The organism is Pseudomonas sp. NUPR-001 (genome assembly GCF_052147955.1).
Lineage (GTDB): Bacteria > Pseudomonadota > Gammaproteobacteria > Pseudomonadales > Pseudomonadaceae > Aquipseudomonas.
The window spans coordinates 1,807,923-1,825,046 of sequence record NZ_CP197353.1 but is presented as its reverse complement, the minus strand read 5'-3'; the positions used below and the strand labels follow the sequence as shown (position 1 = coordinate 1,825,046).

The following is a 17,124-nucleotide window of genomic DNA, read 5'->3' as shown; positions in this document are numbered from 1 at the left end:
ATGAGCCTGCAACTGAGCTTCGCCCAAGCCAGCGCCACAGGGCCGCGGGAAGAGAACCAGGACGCCTTGCGCCTGGTAACGCCAAACCCGGAGCTGGCCGCCAGCAAAGGCTATCTGTTTGCCCTCGCCGACGGCGTCAGCCAATGCGCCGACGGCGGCCTGGCAGCGCGTGCCAGCCTGCAGTCGCTGGCCTTGGACTATTACGCCACGCCACCGACCTGGGGCGTGGCCCAGGCCCTAGACCGCCTGCTGCTGGCGCAGAACCGCTGGTTGCGCGCCAATGGCGGCGGTCAACCCCTGCTCACCACCCTCAGTGCCCTGGTGCTGCGCGGGCGGCGCTTCACCCTCGCGCATGTCGGCGACTGCCGGATCTATCGCTGGTGTGCAGGCCAGTTGCAGCGCATCAGTGAAGATCATGTCTGGGACCAACCGGGCATGCAGCATGTGCTCAAACGCGCCCTGGGCCTTGATCAGCACCTGCAGGTCGACTATCTGGAAGGCGACCTGCACGCCGGAGAATGTTTCGTGCTGCTCAGCGATGGCGTCTGGGCCAGCCTCAGCGAGTCGCAAATCAGGGCGGTGCTGCGTGAACAGATCGACCTGCAGGACGCAGCCCAGACGCTGGTCAGCTCCGCCCATCACAGCGGCAGCCAGGACAACGCCAGCGCCCTGCTGGTGCGCATCGACCACCTGGGCGAAAGCAACCTCGGCGACTCGCTGGCGCAGTTGCAGCAATGGCCGCTGCCGGATACCTTGCGCAACGGCCAATCCATCGACGGCTGGAGCGTGGCGCAACTGCTCAATCAAAGCCGGCAATCACTGCTCTACCGCGTCCATGACCACCAGCAAATCGCCTGGCTGTTGAAGACCCTGCCCACCCCACGCGAGAACGAACCGGGCGCAGTGCAAAGCCTGCTGCTCGAAGAATGGTTCTTGCGCCGGGTTGCCGGGCGCTACTTCCCGGAAGTACACCCAGCCAGTCAACGCCAGCACCTGTACTACCTGATGCGCGAATACCCAGGACAAACATTGGCGCAGTTGTTCCAGCGTAATGGCCCGCTCCCCCTGGCGCAGTGGCAATCGTTGGCCCAACAGCTGTTACAGGCCGTGGGCCTGCTGCACCGGCGCAACATCCTGCATCGCGACATCAAGCCGGAGAACCTGCACCTGGGTGATGACGGCCAACTGCGCCTGCTGGATTTTGGCTTAGCCTTCTGCCCCGGGCTCTCTGAAGACCGCGCCCATGAACTGCCGGGCACTCCGTCATTCATTGCCCCGGAAGCCTTCGACGGCGAGCCGCCCAGCGCCCAACAGGATCTGTACAGCGTAGGCGTCACGCTGTTCTACCTGCTGACCGGCCATTACCCCTACGGCGAGATCGAAGCGTTTCAACGCCCACGTTTCAGCCAACCGGCCAGCGCAGCGCGGCACCGTCCCGACCTGCCCGAATGGCTGGAACACAACCTTGAGCAAGCACTGCTTGCCGACCCGCAACAACGTTTTGAAACCGCCGAACAATGGCTTTTGCTGCTGGAACAAGGCGAACGCCAGCACCTGTCAGTCCGCCCTCGCCCGCTACTTGAGCGCGAACCGTTGAAGGTCTGGCGTGGCCTGGCGCTCATGTCGCTGTTACTCAACCTGATCCTGCTGATCTGCCTGCTAAAAGGCTGACAGCGCCCTTTGCCGATGAGGAAAACCCGATGAATGCAAAAGTCTGGCTGATAGGTGCTGGTCCTGGCGACCCGGAGCTGTTGACCCTCAAAGCCGTCCGCGCTTTGCACGAAGCCGACGTGGTGCTGATCGATGATCTGGTCAACCCACAAATACTCGCCCACTGCCCTCAGGCGCGGGTCATAGCGGTCGGTAAACGCGGTGGCTGCCGCTCCACACCTCAGGCCTTCATCCAACGCCTGATGCTGCGCTATGCCCGCCAGGGCCGTTGCGTGGCGCGACTCAAAGGCGGTGACCCGTGCATTTTCGGGCGTGGCGGTGAAGAGGCGGCCTGGCTGCAGGCTCACGGCATTGAAACCGAACTGGTCAACGGCATTACCGCAGGGCTGGCCGGTGCCACTCAATGCGGCATTTCCCTGACCTTGCGTGGAGTTAGCCGCGGCGTAACCCTGGTTACCGCACACACCCAGGATGACAGCCCGTTGAACTGGCAGGCGCTGGCTCAGGGCAAGACCACCTTGGTGGTGTACATGGGCGTCAGCAAACTCGGTGAAGTCCAGCAGGGTCTGCTTGCTGGTGGCCTCGCGGCGGACACGCCAGTGGCGATGATCGAGAACGCCTCCCTGCCCCAGCAACGCGAACAGCGCAGCACGCTACTGCACCTGTGTGAAGATGCCGCGCGCTTTGAGCTGCGCAGCCCGGCGATCCTGGTGATCGGTGAAGTGGCTGCCGAGCAGGCACTTACTCAGCTCACTGCTGCAGGCTTTTCCCGGTAGGAGCGGGCTTGCCCCGCGATAGCGATCTTTCAGCCACATCGCCTCGCGGGGCAAGCCCGCTCCCACTGGTAGGGTCGGATGCAGGGTTCCTTTTGCCAAGACAAAAGGGGCCAGCCCAGCCACCCCATCGAATGGATAAGCCCACAGCCCTCAAAGCCAAAGCCAATCCATAAAGCAAAAAAAAGCCCGGCCTAAGCCGGGCTTTTCTGTAGAGCGCTTACCAATTACTTGGCTTGAGCTTCTACTTGTGCTTCTACGCGACGGTTAACAGCGCGACCAGCGTCGGTGGCGTTGTCAGCAACCGGACGGGTTTCACCGTAGCCAACCGACTCAACACGGCTCGATTCTACGCCGTACTGGTTGGTCAGAACCTGCTTAACGGCGTTTGCACGACGCTCAGACAGCTTCTGGTTGTAAGCGTCAGGACCGACGGAGTCAGTGTGACCTTCAACAGTGGTGGTGGTCTGTGGGTACTGCTTCATGAAGTCAGCCAGGTTCTTGATGTCGCCGTAGCTGTTTGGCTTGACGACCGACTTGTCGAAGTCGAACTTGACGTCCAGCTCAACACGTACGACTTCGGCAACAGCCGGGCAGCCGTCAGCGTCAACGGTAACGTTGGCTGGGGTGTCTGGGCACTTGTCGACGTTGTCGCAAACGCCGTCGTTGTCGCTGTCGGAGCAGACTTCAGCAACTGGAGCTGGAGCAGGAGCAACTTTGCCACCGCTACCACCGAAGTTCAGACCCAGACCAACGGTCGGACCCCACTCGGTGTTGCCGTTGTCGATGTTGTACATGGCTTCAACGCCAGCACGGGCGAAGAACATGTCAGTGATGTACCACTTGGCACCAGCGCCCAGGTTGGCGAAGGTGGAGTGGTCACGACCGTTGTTGGTCGCTTGGCCCAGGCTCTCGTGAGCGAAACCAGCGGAAACGTAAGGACGCACTGCGTCGCCAACGGTACCCAGGTGGTAGGTAGCGTCGAGCTTGGCCTTGGAACCTTTGATGTCTTTGTTGAAGAAATCGCCACGGACGTTATGGGTTTCGTTGTAACCCAGGTCCAGCGACAGGTCGTCGGTCAGGAAGTAACCGAGGCGAACACCAGGGTTGGTGCCGTCGTTCTTGAAATTGCGCTCGCTATCGTAGTACTGCTTGGTAACGTTACCTTCGATCTCAACCGCGCCTTGGCCTTGTGCCAGAGCGCCGAGCGAAGTGACGGCTACCAGAGAACCAATGGCCAAGCCCAAGGTGTTTTTCAATTTCATCCGTTAAATCCCCATCTGGTGATAGTTAAGCAGTCCCACCAACATCCGGGGGACAACTCGACGGCAAGTTTAGCAGAACTTGCCGGTACGTTAGAGATATTTGCGCACTACTAAGTTTCAGCAAGGCCCGCAAATTTCTCACGTAGCTTGTCTAGCGCACGTTTGTACCGCATTTTCGTTGCGCTCAGACCCATATGCATGATATCGGCGATTTCCTGGAATTCCAGTTCTGCGACAAATCGTAGCACCAGAATTTCCCGGTCAATCGGATTAACATGCACTAGCCACTTATCCAGCCCACCTTTCTCTTCAGGTTTCGGTGCCTTGTCATCCGAGGCTTCCTCAAGTGGATCAAGACTCAAGGCATCCATCAGTCGACGCTTGCGCCGCTCCTTGCGGTACTGGGTGATGCATTCGTTATAGGTGATGCTGTAGAGCCAGGTTTTGAACTTTGATTTGCCCTCAAAGTTCTTCAGGCCATAGAGCACCTTGAGCATCACCTCCTGACAGACATCATCAGCGTCCCGATCGTTCCCCAGATAACGCGAACACACGTTAAAAAGAGTCCGCTGGTAGCGCCGCATGAGCTCCTCATACGCGCGAGTAACATGAAACAGCTCCTCATGCGAACGCGCCACCAACTCCTCATCAGTGAGCTCGCGGGGGTCGTAACGCATGGGCAGCGAGTGAACTTTATTCAAAACGAATCTGGCCGACAGTCAGGTCAATGTCGCCGCTTACCCCTGCCTGGGGTAATTTCGCGGCGGCATACATTAGCAGGATTACCCGGTTAGCGGCTATTGACTCGCTGCTCGAGGAGAATTCGATTGGACAACGAAACCAATTCGCCATCATCGGTCAGCAGGGTCGTCTTGACCGTGCCGATCTCCTCGATTTGCCCTTCGACCTCTCCAACCTGCACGTATTGGCCCACCTGGTAGAGTTCGCGCACATAAATTCCGGCAAGAATCTGCCCGGCAATTTCGCGGCTACCCAGGCCCATCGCCAAGGCGACGGCCAGACCAACGGTAATCAAACCAATGACGATTACATGGTTGAGCAGGTCGGTTTTGACCTCGAGCTGGCTGATTGCCACTGAAATACTGATGATAATCACCAGGCCCTGGGCGATACGCCCAACGCCGGCGGCGTACTCGAGGCCGATGCCTTCGGCGGCGCCGCGCACCAGGCCATTGACCAGTTGTGCCAGCAGTACACCGGCCAGCAGCACCAGCGCTGCACCGAACACTTTCGGCAAGTACAGGGCCAGCATGTCGAGGGTCGCCGAAACCCGCTCTAGACCAAGCGATTCAGCGGCCGAGACGAGGAAAATCAACAACACGAACCAGTAGACGATTTTGCCGATCAGGGTCGAAATCGGTACCTGGATGCCGACGCGGTCGAGCATTTTGGTCAAGCCGGTGCCGCCCATCAGGCGATCCAGGCCCAGCTTGGCCAACAATTTCGAGAGCAAGGTGTCGAGCAGCTTGGCCACGACAAAACCCAGCAGCACCACAACCAGCGCGCCAAACAGATTGGGGATGAAGTTCGCCACTTTGGTCCACAACGCGGTCATCGCGGCGAGCAAGCTCTGGGTCCAGAGATTCAGTTCCATAGTCAATCGGCCTTATCAGCTTTACGAGCGGTAGCGTTACGGCGGACCGGCGCAACATGCGCCGAGCCGTTGTTGACGGCGATCATCAACGCCTGGCTCCAGCGGCCAAGCAGGCTGAACAGATCGCCCGCACCCACCTGACGGTTGGCGGTTTTCAGGACACGCCCAAGGCAGGCGTCGTCGTCACGGTCGTGACCGGACGGCGAAGCCTTGAGCAGGTCTCGCAGAGATTCTTCAAACGGATCGTGCATGGGCACCTCGCGCAATATCTGTCAAAGACGAGGTGGTCACGGCGCAGGTCACATGAACCCAGTAGACAGTTAATGACCGTACGTTCACCCAATGCACTGCTTTATACCCAGCGCAGACGGCGGAACAACCACCACTGCCCCAGCGCCAGGCCCAATACAATGAGGCTGGCAAAGAGGAAGCCGTAGGGGCTTTCAGCACCGGGAATACCACCGACGTTGATGCCTAGCAGGCCGGTGACAAAGCTCATGGGCAGGAAAATACAGGTGATGATGCCGAAGCGATACATCGTCCGGTTCATTCGCTCGGCCCGGCGCCGGTCTTCACTCTCCAGTACCAGGGCAGCCCGTTCGCGGGTCAGCTCCAGTTCTTCGAGGTAGCGGATCAGGCTGTTGTTCAGCTCGTTCCAGTAATCGCCATCGTCGATCGCGAACCAGCTCCATTTACCGCGCGCCATCTGCGCATAGAGCTCGCGCTGCGGGGCGAGGAAGCGGCGCAGGCCAGCAGCGCGCCGACGGATCTGCTGCAATGAGCCCTGCTCCGGGGCGTATCGCGGGTCGGCTTCGAGCTTTTCTTCTTCCAGATCGACCACTTCCGAGAGGTCGCTGACCAGCGCCTGGACCTTCTCGGTCAGCAACTGCGCCATGCTCAGCAACAGCTCCGAAGCGGTTTTCGGGCCGCGGCCTTCGGCCAACTGCTGGAGCAACTCGTCGCTGGCACGCAACGGCCGCAGACGCAGGGAAATCACCCGTTGCGCCTGGGCGAAGATACGCACCGAGACCATGTCTTCAGGTTCAGCCCCCGGATTGAGGTTGACCCCGCGCAGAAACAGCAGCATTTGCTCTTCCGGCAAGGCCAGCAAGCGTGGGCGGGTGTTTTCCTCAAGGAGCAGGTCGCAGGCAAACTCGCTCAGGCCACTGTCGTCGCGCAGCCAGGTGCGGGTTTGTGGATGACTGCGATCCCAGTGCAGCCAGAGACTTTGCTCAGGCTGCAACTGCAAGTCATCCAGTTCAGTTCGAGCAATCGAACGCGCGCCGCCTTTACCATCGAGCAGCAAGGCATGCACCAGCCCCCACTGCGCGTTCTGTTCCTCGAACATTCCAGCTCCACTTCGCGGTTTGTGTGCTTATTCCGGCATTTTCAGCGGGCTTGGCGAGACAATCACACCATTGTTGTCGGCATAGATGTACTCACCCGGGCGGAAGGTGACCCCGGCAAAGGTCACGACCACGTTGAGATCACCAATACCGCGCTTGTCGGTTTTCATCGGGTGGCTGGCCAGGGCCTGGACACCAACGTCGGTCTGGGCAATGACATCCACATCGCGGATGCACCCGTAGATCACCAGGCCTTCCCAGCCATTCTTGGCAGCTTTCTCGGCAAGCATGTCACCCAGCAGCGCACGACGCAGCGAACCGCCACCGTCAACGACCAGCACCTTGCCCTTGCCATCGAGATCAACCTGCTCCTTGACCAGGGAGTTGTCCTCGAAGCACTTGATGGTGACGATTTGTCCTCCGAAGGAATCGCGACCACCGAAGTTGCTGAACATCGGCTCCACCACCTGAACCAGGTCCGGATAGGCGTCGCACAAATCGGGCGTGAGGTAATGCATGGGTAACTCCTGTCGAGTGCCAAGACAACGGATGTGAATGTCGCAGTGTCATTGAAGAGACGAGGTGCAGCGCTGCAGCTTTAGGCATCTTAGCGATAACCGGGCTCCGGCGAAACGCCTGGCGCGGCTTCTTCCAGCAGTGGCAGCAAGGGATTGTGCAGCCAGCGCTCGACCAGCGGCCAGACCTGAACCTGCGCAGGCTTGCTGACCAGCATGTCGACATGCCCGAAATTATCGAACCCGGAATCGCTGCCCAGGCGCACAAACTGCTTGTGTTCGCTGCCCAACTGCTCGAACAGCTTACGGCAGGCCCATACCGGATCTTGATGGTCATTGGCCGCCGCCACCGCCAACACCGGCACATTGACGTCGGCAAGACCGGCCCACCAGTCGCGCTCCTTGTCGCCAAAGCGGCCGAACAATCCGTACCAGCGCATGCTCTCCAGCGCCAGGCCAATCGGCTCGTCCTCCGGGCCACGTTTGAGCCGCGAACCGGAGAGTTGCGCAAAGCGCTTGAGCAGCAAACGCCCGCCCCACTCCACCGGTGGCAATTTCAATGGCCAATAGGTACGACTGACCTGGGTGCCGAAAAAGGCCGCGCTGGCTACCTGTTCGGCGCTGAGGTACTGCCCGCCGAGCGCCGCTGCCAGTGTGGTCCCCCCCAGGGAGTGACCAACCCAGTGCGCCGCACGGCCACATTGCTCACTGACGAAGGCGGCAATGACCGGCAAATCGTAACGGGCGTAGTCGGCGACGCGGTTGTGCCGATAGGCATGGTTGCGCGGTGACAGGCCGTGACCGCGCATTTCCGGAATCCACACATCAAAACCGGCACGTGCCAGGTAGGCGCCCAGGCCAACGCCTTTGGGCGAATACCAGAATCGTCGATTGGAAAAGCTGCCATGCAGCAAAATTACCGGGGCACCTCGCACGCGGGCCTGATCGGCCATACCGAGACGGGTGACGGCCAGCTCAACGGTGCGATCCGGGCTGTTACCGGCTTTGATCCGGTACACATCCTCGCTCAGATCGCCGCGACGCTCAGCGCTGAGCAGGGCCACGGGAAATAGAGAACTGCTGCTTTGCATAGGTTTCTTGCACGAAAAAGGGCGAGATCCATCACTGGAGCACGCCCTGGAATACGGTCGAAACCTTCACCACCCCTGAGGGCTGGTGAAGGTTTCGGTTCAACACATCAATTATCTGCCTGACCTTCGGCCAGGAAGAACCAGGTTTCGAGTACCGAATCCGGGTTCAGCGAGACGCTTTCGATACCCTGCTCCATCAGCCACTTGGCCAGGTCCGGGTGGTCGGATGGGCCTTGGCCGCAGATACCAATGTATTTACCGGCCTTGTTACAGGCCTGGATTGCATTGGCCAGCAGCTTTTTGACCGCAGGGTTACGCTCGTCGAACAGATGGGCAATGATCCCCGAGTCACGGTCCAGGCCCAGGGTCAGCTGGGTCAGGTCGTTGGAGCCGATGGAGAAACCATCAAAATACTCGAGGAACTCTTCAGCCAGAATCGCGTTGGACGGCAGCTCGCACATCATGATCACGCGCAGGCCATTGTCGCCACGCGCCAGGCCGTTTTCGGCCAGCAGGTCTACCACCTGGCTGGCTTCGCCCAGGGTACGCACGAACGGCACCATGATCTCGACGTTGGTCAGGCCCATTTCGTTGCGCACGCGCTTGAGCGCACGGCACTCGAGCTCGAAGCAGTCGCGGAAGGTTTCGCTGATGTAACGCGACGCACCACGGAAGCCCAGCATCGGGTTTTCTTCTTCCGGCTCGTACAGCTTGCCGCCGATCAGGTTGGCGTATTCGTTGGACTTGAAGTCCGACAGACGCACGATGACCTTCTTCGGCCAGAACGCTGCGGCCAGGGTGCTGATCCCTTCAACCAGCTTCTCGACGTAGAAGCCGACCGGATCCTTGTAACCGGCGATGCGCTTGTCGACGCTCTCTTTGAGCTCGGCTGGCAGGCCAGCGTAGTTCAGCAGCGCCTTGGGGTGCACGCCGATCATGCGGTTGATGATGAACTCCAGACGCGCCAGGCCGACACCGGCGTTGGGCAACTGGGCAAAATCGAATGCACGGTCAGGGTTGCCGACGTTCATCATGATTTTGAACGGCAGGTCGGGCATGGCATCAACCGAGTTCTGACGCACGTCAAAGCCCAGCTCGCCTTCGAAGATGAAACCGGTGTCGCCTTCGGCACAGGAAACGGTGACGCCCTGGCCATCCTTGAGCAGCTGGGTCGCGTTACCGCAACCAACGACTGCCGGAATGCCCAGTTCACGGGCGATGATCGCCGCGTGGCAGGTACGACCGCCACGGTTGGTGACGATGGCACTGGCGCGCTTCATGACCGGTTCCCAATCCGGGTCGGTCATGTCCGAAACCAGTACGTCGCCGGCCTGGACCTTGTCCATTTCCGAGACGTCTTTGATGATCCGCACCTTGCCGGCGCCGATACGTTGACCGATGGCACGGCCTTCGACCAGCACGGTACCGGTTTCCTTGAGCAGGTAGCGCTCCATGACATTGGCCTGGGCACGGCTCTTCACCGTTTCAGGACGGGCCTGAACGATATACAGCTTGCCGTCGTCGCCATCTTTGGCCCATTCGATGTCCATCGGGCACTTGTAGTGCTTCTCGATGATCATTGCCTGTTTGGCCAGCTCGCTGACTTCAGCGTCGCTCAGGCAGAAACGGGTGCGATCGGCCTTGTCGACATCAACGGTCTTGACCGAGCGGCCGGCCTTGGCTTCTTCGCCGTAGACCATCTTGATGGCCTTGCTGCCCAGGTTGCGACGCAGGATGGCCGGACGACCCGCCTCCAGCGTGCCCTTGTGGACATAGAACTCGTCCGGGTTGACCGCGCCTTGCACCACGGTTTCGCCCAGGCCGTAGGCGCCGGTGATGAACACGACATCACGGAAGCCCGATTCGGTATCGAGGGTGAACATGACACCGGCGGTACCGGTTTCCGAACGCACCATGCGCTGGACACCGGCCGACAGGGCCACCAGCTTGTGGTCAAAGCCCTGGTGCACACGGTAGGAAATGGCGCGGTCGTTGAACAGCGAAGCGAATACTTCCTTGGCTGCGCGGATAACGTTGTCGACGCCACGGATGTTCAGGAAGGTTTCCTGCTGACCGGCGAACGACGCATCCGGCAAGTCTTCAGCGGTAGCCGACGAACGCACGGCAACGGCCATGTTCGGGTTGCCCTGGGACATCTGCTCGAAGGCAGCGCGGATTTCAGTGTTCAGACGCTCGGGGAATTCGGCTTCCATGATCCACTGACGGATCTGCGCACCGGTACGGGCCAGGGCGTTGACATCATCGACATCCAGCGCGTCGAGCGCGGCATGGATCTGGGCATTGAGCCCGCTCTGTTCGAGAAAATCACGGTACGCCTGAGCCGTAGTGGCAAAGCCGCCGGGGACCGATACACCGGCGCCCGCGAGGTTACTGATCATCTCGCCGAGGGATGCGTTCTTGCCCCCCACATGCTCCACATCATGGACGCCGAGCTTATCGAGGGAAACTACGTACTCTACCAAGGTGATCTCTCCACTAACTGTGTTGGAAAAGCTCAGGTCGCCCGCCTGCCTACTCTGGCTTGGCCGGGCGCTTGTGGCCTGGACCTGGAAAATAAGTGAGAATGCCGAACGCCGTGTTCGGTAAACCGAACCTATCATATCCAAGATTCGTCATCAGCTTAAGGCCCAAGGCGCAAATGAAACGATCTGCTTTCTTTATCTCCGATGGCACCGGCATCACAGCCGAGACGCTGGGACAAAGTCTTCTAGCGCAGTTCGATACCATTCCGTTCAATAAATTCACGCGTCCGTACATCGACAGCGTGGAAAAAGCCCGGGTTATGGTACAGCAAATCAATAGCGCCGCTGAAAAGGACGGTGTTCGCCCGATCATCTTCGACACCATTGTCAATCAGGATATCCGAGAGGTGCTGGCCACCTCCAATGGTTTCATGATCGACATTTTTTCGACCTTCCTGGCGCCGCTGGAACAGGAACTGACCGCACATTCGTCGTATTCGGTGGGTAAATCCCACTCCATCGGTGGCAACTCCAACTACATGGAGCGGATCGAAGCGGTCAACTTTGCCCTGGACAACGACGACGGTGCCCGCACCCATTACTACGACAAGGCCGACCTGATCCTGGTGGGCGTGTCGCGTTGCGGCAAAACCCCAACCTGTCTGTACATGGCTATGCAATTCGGCATCCGTGCGGCCAACTATCCGTTGACCGAAGACGACATGGAACGCCTGCAACTGCCTCAGGCCCTGAAAAACCACCAGCACAAGCTGTTCGGCCTGACCATCGACCCGGACCGTTTGACGGCCATTCGTCATGAGCGCAAGCCCAACAGCCGCTATGCCAGCTTTGCCCAGTGCGAGTTTGAAGTGCGCGAGGTAGAGAACCTGTTCCGCCGCGAGAGCATCCCACACATCAACTCCACGCATTTCTCGGTGGAAGAGATTGCAGCGAAAATCCTTGTGGAAAAAGGCGTAGAGCGCCGGTTCAAGTAACACCGGTGGGAGCGGGCTTGCCCCGCGATTTGCTATATCGCGCCAGATCGCGGGGCAAGCCCGCTCCTACCGGGACAAGCCCTACAGGCAGCTCTGCGATGGATCAGGCGACACAGTTTGCGACTTCAGGAGGCTGAGTGGAGGTATTGCGTAGGATAAGCTCGCAGCCCTCAAAGCCAATCCGCCCCCCCGGAAATCCGTGCAGAACCCAAAAAAAGCCCCGGCATTGCCGGGGCTTTTTGTTTCAGCTCAGACTCAGGAAGGCATCACTGCCGCCTGACCGCTCATGGCCAAATCCACCAGTTCGCGGTTAGCCACCGCATACATGGCGTAATCGGTACCGGTTGCGGCACGCAACTCGTCAAGCATGGCACGCCACCGCTCGACCATCACACGGTGCTGCTCAAGCCACAGTGCCACACGGGCGTCCATGTCTTGCGGAGCATCGGCCATCTGCAGAACCGAGATGGTGATCGCCCGCTGCTGCAGGTCGATATCATCGCGGAACGACTCGCGGGCCAGGGCCTGCCAGTTGTTTTCCACCGACAGGTTGCTGATTTCCTGCAGGTACCAGGTCAGGTCCAGCGCACTGCCAACCGCGAAGAAGGCCTTGGCCACTTCAGCCGGATCCTGGCCGGTGACGTCGGACGCTTCGATAATCGGCAACAGCGTGTACAGGTGCGTGGTACCGGCAACCATGCGCGCCAACAACTCCGGCACGCCCGCTTCGACGAAGCCCTGGTAACGGGTCATCCAGCGCTCACGGGTCGGCCCCTCGAGCAGTTCATCAAGCTTCAGACCCAACGCAGCGATCTTCGGTCCGAAGTGCGCCACATCACGACCAGCATCCTGCTCGTTACGGCGGCTACGCAGGAACCAGCGGGTCGCGCGGCGGCCCAGACGCATCAGCTCGTCCATCAGGGTCAGCTGAATTTCCGCAGGCACTTGATAGTCCAGCGCCTCAATCTGACGGAACCAGTGCGGCAGGTGGAAGATGTCACGCACGATCACATAGGCACCGGCGACGTTCGCCGGGCTCATGCCGGTGGACTCCTTCAGGCGCTGCACGAAGGTGATGCCCATGTTGTTGACCAGATCGTTGGCGATCTGGGTGCTGACGATCTCGCGTTTCAGACGATGGCGACGCATGGCTTCGGCGAACTTGTTCACCAGCGATGGCGGGAACGCGGTTTCCATGTCGCGGGTCAGGTAGTCGTCATCCGGCACCAGCGATTTGAGCAAGGCTTCCTTGAGATCGATCTTGCTGTAGGAGATCAGTACCGAGAGCTCGGCACGGGTCAGCCCCTGGTTGGCCGCCAAGCGTTCAGCCAGTTGCTCTTCAGTCGGCAGGAACTCGATGGCGCGGTCCAGCTTGCCACGGCTTTCCAGATCGGCCATCAGGCGCTTGTACTCGGCAATCCGCTCACGGGCCCGACGGGCCGCCAGCGACAGCGCCTGCGTCTGCTTGTAGTTGTTGCCCAGCACCAGACCGGAAACTTCCTCGGTCATGCTGCCCAACAGCTGGTTACGCTGCTTCTCGGTCATATCGCCGGCCTGCACCACTTCGTTGAGCAGGATCTTGATGTTGACCTCGTGGTCGGAGCAGTCCACGCCACCGGCGTTGTCGATGAAATCGGTGTTGGTGGCGCCACCATTGAGGCCGAACTCGACACGACCCAGCTGGGTCATGCCCAGGTTACCGCCCTCGCCCACCACCTTGCAGCGCAACTCGTTACCATCCACGCGCAGGGCGTCGTTGGCCTTGTCGCCGACATCGGCGTGGCTTTCTTCACTGGACTTGACGTAGGTGCCGATACCGCCGTTCCACAACAGGTCTACCGGTGCCTTGAGCAAGGCATTGAGCAGCTCGGTCGGGGTCAGCTTGTCGGCTTCGATGGCGAAGCGTTCTTTCATCTGCGGGGTGATGGCAATGCTTTTCGCGCTGCGCGGGAAGATACCACCGCCTTCCGACATGATGCTGGTGTCGTAGTCGCTCCAGGCCGAACGCGGCAGGTCGAACAGGCGTTTGCGCTCGGCAAAGCTGCTGGCAGGCTCGGGGTTCGGGTCGATGAAGATGTGCAAGTGGTTGAAAGCCGCCACCAGTTGCAACTTGTCCGACATCAGCAGGCCGTTGCCGAACACGTCACCGGCCATGTCACCAACGCCGACTACGGTGATCGGATCTTCCTGGACGTTGATACCGCGTTCACGGAAGTGACGCTGCACCCCCACCCAGGCACCGCGGGCGGTGATGCCCATTTTCTTGTGGTCGTAACCGGCCGAACCACCGGAAGCGAATGCGTCGCCCAGCCAGAAGCCGTAGTCGATGGCGATGCCGTTGGCGATGTCGGAGAAGGTCGCGGTGCCTTTGTCGGCGGCTACCACCAGGTACGGGTCATCATCGTCGTGACGCACGACGTTGGCCGGCGGCACCAGTGCGCCGTCCTTGAGGTTGTCGGTGATGTCCAGCAGACCGGAAATGAAGATCCGGTAGCAGGCAATGCCCTCTGCCTGGATGTCGTCACGGCTGCCACCCAGCGGCAAGCGGCGTGGCAGGAAGCCACCCTTGGCGCCAACCGGAACGATCACCGAGTTCTTCACCTGCTGGGCTTTTACCAGGCCCAGCACTTCGGTGCGGAAGTCTTCTTCACGGTCCGACCAACGCAAGCCGCCACGGGCCACGTTGCCAAAGCGCAGGTGCACGCCTTCGACGCGCGGCGAATACACAAAGATCTCAAACTTCGGTACCGGCTTAGGCAGCTCGGGAATCAGCTTGGGATTGAACTTGAAGCTGAAGTACGACTTGTTCTGCCCCTGCGCATCGGTCTGATAGAAGTTGGTCCGCAGGGTGGCCTTGATCAGGTCCAGGTAGCGACGCAGGATGCGGTCTTCGTTGAGCACCTGAACATCGTCCAGCGCGGTAAGAATCGCTTGCTCCAGACGCTGCTGCTTGTCGTCCAGGTCATCCGTGGTGAGCTTGCGCGCCAGGTAGAAGCGGGTTTTGAACAACCGGGTCAGTTCGCGGGCGATATCGGTGTGGTTGTTCAGGGTGCTGGCGATGTAGCCCAGGTCGAAGCCCAGGCGAATCTGCTTGAGGTAGCGGGCGTAGGCACGCAGCAATGCCACATCGCGCCACGGCAGACCGGCGGTCAGTACCAGTCGGTTGAAGGCGTCGTTTTCCGCATCGCCTTTGACGATGTGGACAAACGCATCCTGCAAGGTGTCGTTGAGTTGCTGGATATCCAGGTTCAGGCCTTCGCTGTAAGTGAAGGCAAAATCGTGGATCCAGAACTCACGGCCATTGGCGTGACGCAGGCGATAAGGGAACTCGCCGAGTACGCGCAAACCAAGGTTTTCCAGAATCGGCAGCACATCCGACAACGCCAGTGGCGTATCGGCGTGATACAGCTTGCAGTGCAACTGCTGTTTACCGGCCTGGGTCAGCGGCTGGTAGAAGCTCATGACCAGCGGCTTGCGCTCGGACAAGGTCAGCAGGTGCTGCATGTCGACCACCGCCGAGTGCGCAGCAAAGCGCTCGCGGTAACCGGCCGGGAAACCTTTCGGGAAGTCGGCCAGGATGTTGGTGCCCTGGGCTTCGCCGAAGCTCTCGACGGTCAGGCTGGCATAGTCGTCCTGCCACGAACGGCAGGCCTGGATGACTTCGTTTTCCAGCTGCTGCGGGTCGATATCGATACGATTTTTCGGATCAACGCGCAGAATCAGTTGCACACGCGCCAGCACCGATTCGGAGAAGAAGGTCCAGAACTCACAGTCGCTGGCCTTCAGGCGCTCCATCAGCACTTGCTGGATTTTCTGCCGGACTTCGGTGGAGTAGATGTCACGCGGCACATAGGCCAGGCAGTAGCAGAAGCGACCGTACGGGTCTTTGCGCAGGAACACGCGGATCTTGTTGCGTTCCTGGATCTGCACGATCGACATCACCGTGCTGAACATTTCATCCACAGGCGTCTGGAACAGGTCGTCGCGCGGCAGCACTTCCAGTACCTGGGCCAATTCTTTGCCCAGGTGCGCTTTAGGATCGAAGCCGGAACGGCGCTCGACTTCGGCGACCTTGTCGCGGATGTACGGGATCGAACGCACGCTCTCGCCGTACACCGACGAGGTGTAGAGGCCCATGAAGCGGCATTCTTTGATGACCTTGCCTTCGGCGTCCAGCTGGCGGATCGACACGTAGTCCGGATACGCCGGACGGTGGACGCGGCTTGGGTGGGCGGCCTTGGCAAATGACAGCAGCAACGGCTCGTGCAGGTAAGTGACGGCGTAATCTTCGATGCGCAGCTCGTCGGCGGTCAGGCCGGCGCGCAGCAGGCGGGTCAGGCCGAGGAACGACTGCTCGTCATACACCAGCTGACCGCCCTGGGCATCGCCATGCACGACGAATTCTTCGTAACCCAGGAAGGTGAAGTGGTTGCCTACCAGCCACTCGAGGAACGCTTTGACCTCGGCTTTTTCGCCCTGCACCGCAGGGTAAGGGGTCTGCTCGACCAGCTCGATGATCTGGCGCAGCTTGGCCTTCATCGGCTCGAAATCGGCGACCGCGACACGCACCTCGGCCAGCACCTGCTCCAGCTCGCGGGTCAGCAGGTTGAGTTCGGCGTTGTTGGCGCAGCGGTCGATTTCCAGGTACATCAGCGATTCTTGCTGAACGCCTTCACCCTGGGTGCCCTTGGGCAGAATTTCCAGCAGTTCACCCTTGTCGCCACGGCGCACGCTCAACACGGTGGTCTGCAGGGTGTGGATGCTGTAACCACGGCGGTTCAGCTCGGTACGTACCGAGTCGACCAGAAAGGGCAGGTCATGGTGCAGGACTTCAACCGCAGTGTGGGTCGACTGCCAGCCATGACGTTCGTAATCGGGGTTGTAGACGCGAACCTGCGGTTGGGCGGGATCGAAGCGCTCGATGATGCGCCAGGCAGACAAGGTGCAACCGGCCAGGTCCGACAGGCGGCGCTGGGTCAATTCGTCAAGAGAGATGATGCCGAAGAACTGTTCGGCGAACAACGCCACTTGTGGCAGTGCCTGTTCGCTGATGTGCTGCGCCAGGGCCGCTTGCAGTTGATGCTGGAAGTCGGCTTTGCTGGCTGCGGTGAAAAACGCCATCTGTGGTACTCCGCTTGGGCTTTGTAATTGAGTAAAGCGTCGCGCACGTCCGCCATCTACGGATCAACGATAGCCAACCCGTAGCAGGAGGACGGTAAAACCATGCGGAACAGGTGCAAAACACGACTCATCAGTCACATTGCCCCGTTCCACGGATGGGCATCTGCAAAAACGACTGCTCGTGGCGGAGCTGTGTCTTTACGGGTAACCATCGACAGCGCAGCTTAACGACAGCGCGCCCGCCCCTGC

At 60.0% G+C, this 17,124-nt stretch carries 12 protein-coding genes; 3 read left to right on the top strand and 9 right to left on the bottom strand.

Annotated elements, in window-relative coordinates; genetic code table 11:
* Both ACP6KB_RS08465 and cobA read left to right on the top strand, forming a co-directional pair.
* Positions 1-1,671: a protein kinase domain-containing protein gene (locus ACP6KB_RS08465; protein WP_442113295.1), complete on the top strand. Its 1,671-nt coding sequence runs from the start codon at positions 1-3 to the stop codon at positions 1,669-1,671.
* A gap of 29 nt (positions 1,672-1,700) precedes the next feature.
* On the top strand, positions 1,701-2,447 hold the full coding sequence (gene cobA / locus ACP6KB_RS08460) for a uroporphyrinogen-III C-methyltransferase (RefSeq protein ID WP_442113294.1): 747 nt from the start codon (positions 1,701-1,703) through the stop codon (positions 2,445-2,447).
* Between the two features lie 224 nt (positions 2,448-2,671).
* Here the strand turns inward: cobA and ACP6KB_RS08455 are convergent, their stop codons facing one another.
* The 8 genes from ACP6KB_RS08455 to ppsA all read right to left on the bottom strand — a co-directional run bounded on the left by ACP6KB_RS08455 (position 2,672) and on the right by ppsA (position 10,759).
* Positions 2,672-3,709 (bottom strand): OmpA family protein, encoded by a 1,038-nt coding sequence (locus tag ACP6KB_RS08455; RefSeq protein ID WP_442113293.1) that lies wholly within the window; start codon positions 3,707-3,709, stop codon positions 2,672-2,674.
* Between the two features lie 110 nt (positions 3,710-3,819).
* Positions 3,820-4,386, bottom strand: a complete 567-nt coding sequence (gene sigX, locus ACP6KB_RS08450) for an RNA polymerase sigma factor SigX (protein ID WP_442113292.1) — start codon at positions 4,384-4,386, stop codon at positions 3,820-3,822.
* A 113-nt stretch (positions 4,387-4,499) separates the two neighbouring features.
* A complete protein-coding gene (locus ACP6KB_RS08445; protein WP_442113291.1) occupies positions 4,500-5,324 on the bottom strand; it encodes a mechanosensitive ion channel family protein in 825 nt (274 codons plus the stop codon).
* A gap of 2 nt (positions 5,325-5,326) precedes the next feature.
* A complete protein-coding gene (locus ACP6KB_RS08440) occupies positions 5,327-5,581 on the bottom strand; it encodes a CrfX protein (protein ID WP_442113290.1) in 255 nt (84 codons plus the stop codon).
* Between the two features lie 95 nt (positions 5,582-5,676).
* Entirely contained in the window at positions 5,677-6,672 is a 996-nt protein-coding gene (locus tag ACP6KB_RS08435; protein ID WP_442113289.1) for a zinc transporter ZntB, read from the bottom strand.
* Between the two features lie 27 nt (positions 6,673-6,699).
* A complete protein-coding gene (gene rraA, locus ACP6KB_RS08430; RefSeq protein ID WP_442113288.1) occupies positions 6,700-7,188 on the bottom strand; it encodes a ribonuclease E activity regulator RraA in 489 nt (162 codons plus the stop codon).
* A gap of 89 nt (positions 7,189-7,277) precedes the next feature.
* On the bottom strand, positions 7,278-8,276 hold the full coding sequence (locus ACP6KB_RS08425) for an alpha/beta fold hydrolase (RefSeq protein ID WP_442113287.1): 999 nt from the start codon (positions 8,274-8,276) through the stop codon (positions 7,278-7,280).
* Between the two features lie 107 nt (positions 8,277-8,383).
* The gene (ppsA, locus tag ACP6KB_RS08420) at positions 8,384-10,759 is read right to left on the bottom strand and encodes a phosphoenolpyruvate synthase (RefSeq protein WP_442113286.1); all 2,376 of its coding nucleotides are present in this window, start codon (positions 10,757-10,759) and stop codon (positions 8,384-8,386) included.
* Between the two features lie 176 nt (positions 10,760-10,935).
* Between ppsA and ppsR the strand changes: the two genes are divergently transcribed.
* Positions 10,936-11,754 (top strand): posphoenolpyruvate synthetase regulatory kinase/phosphorylase PpsR, encoded by an 819-nt coding sequence (ppsR, locus tag ACP6KB_RS08415; RefSeq protein WP_442113285.1) that lies wholly within the window; start codon positions 10,936-10,938, stop codon positions 11,752-11,754.
* 255 nt (positions 11,755-12,009) lie between these two features.
* On the opposite strand, the gene ACP6KB_RS08410 is transcribed toward ppsR, so the two are convergent.
* Positions 12,010-16,875, bottom strand: coding sequence for an NAD-glutamate dehydrogenase (locus ACP6KB_RS08410; RefSeq protein ID WP_442113284.1), 4,866 nt, complete (start codon positions 16,873-16,875; stop codon positions 12,010-12,012).
* Positions 16,876-17,124 lie beyond the last annotated feature (249 nt).

What these genes read in the sequence shown, in the direction of transcription:
- ACP6KB_RS08465 (WP_442113295.1), top strand. Translation starts at nt 1, where the DNA reads ATGAGCCTGCAACTGAGCTTCGCCCAAGCCAGCGCCACAGGGCCGCGG.
- cobA (WP_442113294.1), top strand. Translation starts at nt 1,701, where the DNA reads ATGAATGCAAAAGTCTGGCTGATAGGTGCTGGTCCTGGCGACCCGGAG.
- ACP6KB_RS08455 (WP_442113293.1), bottom strand. Translation starts at nt 3,709, where the DNA reads ATGAAATTGAAAAACACCTTGGGCTTGGCCATTGGTTCTCTGGTAGCC.
- sigX (WP_442113292.1), bottom strand. Translation starts at nt 4,386, where the DNA reads ATGCGTTACGACCCCCGCGAGCTCACTGATGAGGAGTTGGTGGCGCGT.
- ACP6KB_RS08445 (WP_442113291.1), bottom strand. Translation starts at nt 5,324, where the DNA reads ATGGAACTGAATCTCTGGACCCAGAGCTTGCTCGCCGCGATGACCGCG.
- ACP6KB_RS08435 (WP_442113289.1), bottom strand. Translation starts at nt 6,672, where the DNA reads ATGTTCGAGGAACAGAACGCGCAGTGGGGGCTGGTGCATGCCTTGCTG.
- rraA (WP_442113288.1), bottom strand. Translation starts at nt 7,188, where the DNA reads ATGCATTACCTCACGCCCGATTTGTGCGACGCCTATCCGGACCTGGTT.
- ACP6KB_RS08425 (WP_442113287.1), bottom strand. Translation starts at nt 8,276, where the DNA reads ATGCAAAGCAGCAGTTCTCTATTTCCCGTGGCCCTGCTCAGCGCTGAG.
- ppsR (WP_442113285.1), top strand. Translation starts at nt 10,936, where the DNA reads ATGAAACGATCTGCTTTCTTTATCTCCGATGGCACCGGCATCACAGCC.
- ACP6KB_RS08410 (WP_442113284.1), bottom strand. Translation starts at nt 16,875, where the DNA reads ATGGCGTTTTTCACCGCAGCCAGCAAAGCCGACTTCCAGCATCAACTG.